General features: G+C 45.5%; 4 protein-coding genes. 2 read left to right on the forward strand and 2 right to left on the reverse strand.

Features of this window, described 5'->3' with window-relative positions:
* Both AB4496_RS06580 and AB4496_RS06585 read left to right on the forward strand, forming a co-directional pair.
* The coding region (locus tag AB4496_RS06580; RefSeq protein ID WP_372130704.1) for a DNA gyrase C-terminal beta-propeller domain-containing protein at positions 1-1,489 on the forward strand (1,489 nt) is incomplete at its 5' end.
* 263 nt (positions 1,490-1,752) lie between these two features.
* Positions 1,753-2,382 (forward strand): hypothetical protein, encoded by a 630-nt coding sequence (locus tag AB4496_RS06585; RefSeq protein ID WP_009848846.1) that lies wholly within the window; start codon positions 1,753-1,755, stop codon positions 2,380-2,382.
* A gap of 51 nt (positions 2,383-2,433) precedes the next feature.
* Here AB4496_RS06585 and AB4496_RS06590 read toward each other — a convergent pair whose 3' ends face one another.
* Positions 2,434-2,778, reverse strand: a complete 345-nt coding sequence (locus AB4496_RS06590) for a rhodanese-like domain-containing protein (protein WP_009848845.1) — start codon at positions 2,776-2,778, stop codon at positions 2,434-2,436.
* Between the two features lie 126 nt (positions 2,779-2,904).
* Positions 2,905-4,141, reverse strand: a 1,237-nt coding sequence (nrfA, locus tag AB4496_RS06595; protein WP_372130706.1) for an ammonia-forming nitrite reductase cytochrome c552 subunit, incomplete at its 5' end; no start/stop codon positions are given.

Genomic DNA, 4,141 nt, shown 5'->3' on the forward strand with positions numbered 1-4,141 from the left:
GATCAAGAACGCACCAACACCAGCAGAAGCTAAAGTTGGTCTAGTATCTCGTGGTTGGGATCTTGGTAACGTTGCATCAATGCTTGAACGTGCTGGTACTGATGCAGCTCGTCCAGATTGGCTTGAAGACCAATACGGTATCCGTGATGGTCAATACTTCCTAACGGAAACTCAAGCGCAAGCTATTCTAGAACTTCGTCTTCACCGCCTAACTGGCCTTGAGCACGAGAAGATTCTAGACGAATACAAAGCACTTCTAGAAGAGATCGCTGAGCTAATGCATATCCTTGCAAGCACTGAGCGTTTGATGGAAGTGATCCGTGAAGAACTTGAAGCGGTACGTGATATCTATGGCGACGAACGTCGTACAGAAATCACAGCAGCGGTTCATGACATCGACATGGAAGAGCTAATTGCTCAAGAAGACGTGGTAGTAACGCTTTCTAACGCAGGTTACGTTAAGTACCAAATCCTAAGCGACTACGAAGCTCAGCGTCGTGGTGGTAAAGGTAAGAGTGCAACTAAGATGAAAGATGAGGATTACATTGAGCGTCTGCTTGTTGCTAATACTCACGATAACATCTTATGTTTCTCTACTCGTGGTAAAACGTACCGCTTGAAAGTTTACCAACTGCCTCAAGCAAGCCGCACGGCTCGTGGTAAGCCTATCGTTAACATTCTTCCTCTAGAAGAAGGTGAGCGTATTACGGCTATCCTGCCTGTTTCTGAGTTCTCTAACGAGAAATTCATCTTCATGGCAACAGGCGACGGTACCGTTAAGAAGACATCACTGGATCAATTCGCAAACGTACGTGCTAACGGCCTAATCGCAGTTAACTTACGTGACGATGATTCACTGATTGGCGTTGATATTACTGACGGTAATAGCGACATCATGCTGTTCTCGAAGTCGGGCAAAGTTGTTCGCTTTAACGAGGACAAAGTACGTCCAATGGGTCGTACTGCCTCTGGTGTTCGTGGTATGAAGCTTCCAGAAGACGATCAAGTGGTTTCACTGATTGTTCCTTCAAACGAAGGCGATATCCTAACTGTGACTCAAAACGGTTACGGTAAGCGTACTGAGCTGGCTGAATACCCAACGAAAGGCCGTGCAACGCAAGGTGTAGTATCTATCAAAGTCTCTGATCGTAATGGCCCAGTAGTTGGTGCTGTTCAGGTTGAAGAAGGCGATGAAATGATGATGATCACCGACGCAGGTACACTAGTACGTACTCGCGTAGCGGAAGTAAGCCAAGTTGGTCGTAACACTCAAGGTGTAACACTGATTCGTACTGCTGAAGACGAGAATGTTGTAGGTCTACAACGTATCGACGAAGTAGAAGAAGCTGAGATTGTTGAAGGCGAAGAAACTGAAGAAGCAAATGCTGACGCAGTAAACGCTGAAACGGCTGTTGTTTCTGAATCAAGTGAAGAGCAAGCATCTGATGCTTCTGACTCTGAAAGTGATAGCGAGCAAGACACTGAGTAATCTCGATTACGTTAAGTAATTAAGCTTACCAATGAAAAAACCGAGCCTAAGTGCTCGGTTTTTTATTGCCTGTCATTTCACTCTTTTTCTCTTCTCTTCTCTTCTCTTCTCATTTGGCTTATGGCTTAGGTTTTAGCACCAACCTTAACCCGTCGCTTTTATGCAAAAGTTTGATACTAAATCTCGAACGCTAAACTTTGATCAATAACGAGACAGTGCGAAAACGATAGAGTAGAGATAGATCTAAATAAAAGGGATGTGGAATGGATATCTGGTTGTTGGTTGCGTTGGTACTAATGAGTCTGTTTTTGATCGCGGTCGTTATTGCCGCGAGCAACAATGGCAGCCATCTAAAAGGCAATGTGGTGATTTCTCTTACAGCGGTGGCTTTGAGCGTGCTGGTCTGGTCTCAACTGAAACAAGAGTTACCTCAACTTCCTTTGGATGATAGCAATAACTACACGGCAACAGATTTCGAAGATGAGCTTCAGCAAAGCCTTGAGCAAGACCCGAATCAATCCGACTTGTGGTTTAAGCTTGGTGGTGTGTACATGCAGAAAGCGGAGTTTGATGCGGCATTCACTTGCTACGATTATGCGATTCGCTTAGATCCTCAAGCGCCTTCTGGCCTCTATGCTGCCAAAGCAACAGCACTTTATTATCTTAGCTCTCAAGCGATGAGTGATGATGTTAATGCGTTGTTGGAGCACTCCATGCAGCTTGATCCCAATGATCGTACGGCATTGATGTTGATTGCGACCGATCACTTCATCAGCATGCGCTATCAACAAGCGATCGATGCGTGGACTCAAATCTTAGATTCCAATCAGAAGGGCATTGATCGTGTCTCTATTATCCATTCGATCAACCAAGCCAAACAGATGATCCGTTAAGCTTGGCTAATTGCTAAAGAGGCGATCTTACTTAAGATCTCATTTCGAAGACTATTGGTTTTCCTGCATTTCGATTAAGCCACCAGCATTGTGGATTTGAGTAAACCCTTGAGCGCGCAAGAATTGATAAGCTTGCCCTGAACGATTGCCACTGCGGCAGTACAACACGATGGGTTGGTCTTTATCTATCTTAGCAAAGTGAGTAGCCACTTCAGAAAGAGGGTAGTTGATGGCGTTGTCTAGATGCCCTTGTTCGAACTCTGCAGGTGTTCTGACATCAACCACTAATGCACCTTTCTCTATTAATTCCCACCCTGTCTCAGCACGCTCAGATGCGTGAACGCTTGAACTGAGTAGTGCAATACATAATGCCGAAAGCGAAAGTAAGATTTTCATTGTTTATTCCTTGAATTGGCGAGTGGATCGGGGATTCGATATTGATCTGTATTCCCCTAAAACCTAAAAAACCAGCCACACAACAATAGTGTGACTGGTTTTTACTTAATGGTCTAATGGAAGAAACTAGTATTCGTAGTTGGCTTCACGCTTTTCAGCTTGCTCTTCCCATTTAGGAACAACCGTGTCTAAGAAGTGCTGTTTCTCTGCGTTCATCTTATCCATGTCCATTCCAAGCGCTTTTTGAGCCGCTTCTTTTGTCGAGATATCTGGAATCTCGATTGGATCGGTGATGCCTTTCTTCGCCAGTAGACGAACAATCTTAGTACGAGCATCCGCGGCGCGGTCAACGGCAGTACCTAGCACTTCTAGAGCGATTTCAGGTGCGTGCATGTGAATACCGTGAGACGCGATAGCGTAGTCCCAACGCCATTGAGCGTGACGGATATCGAGTAAGATAGGTTCCATCTCTTGCTCTGTCGCACCCGCTTCCCATGCTGCGCCTGCTTCAAAGTGAGCAGCAACGATTTGTTTCTCAGCAGTCAGCTTCATGTTTAGTACTTGCGCTTTACGGCTTGAAACGATGTTACGCATAGTTTCTTTCGATTGAGTGTGACAGTTTGCACACGTATCTTCGAAGCGGTCGAATGGGTTACCCACTTTATGGTCGGTATAAACGGTGCCATCTTCTTTGGTCACTTTCGGCATATGACAGTCAGCACAAACAACTTTGTTTTTGCCGTGAATACCTTCGCGCCATGTTTCGAAACCTGGGTGTTGCGCTTTCAGCATGGGTGCTTTCGATACTTTATGCGTCCAATCTTTAAAGTTGATTGCATCATAGTAGCGTTCCATGTCGCCAACGGTTGTACCTTGGTCCCAAGGGAATTTCACACCTTTGGTTGGCCCTGTGAAGTAGTATTCCACGTGGCACTGAGCACAAACAGAAGCTTGTTGGTCTAAACGACTTTGTTCATCAAACTTTTTACCAATCGTTTCAAATGCTCGTTCAACGTAAGGACGAGTCACCTTCAATGCTGGCTCACCATTCTTAAAGCCTTCGCTTTGGGTATCGTGACAGTCTGAACAGCCAATAGGGTTAATGATCTCGTTGCCAAGACGCGCCCATTTACCTTCAAAATAACCATCTTCACCACGCTCTTCGATAACACGAGCGACATCTGGGCTCTTACAACTCCAACACGCCATTGGCATTGGACCAGAGCTTTCGTCCGTTGGGCCGCCAGTACGAAGTGTTTGTCTTACATCGTCAATGGCATAAAAGTGGCCGCGTGCTTTGTTGTAATCTTTTGCGAAGCCGTAGCCAGCCCACATGATGACCATGTTTGGATCTTCTTTTAGT

This window comes from Vibrio sp. 10N.222.46.A1, assembly GCF_041473595.1.
Lineage (GTDB): Bacteria > Pseudomonadota > Gammaproteobacteria > Enterobacterales > Vibrionaceae > Vibrio > Vibrio tasmaniensis_A.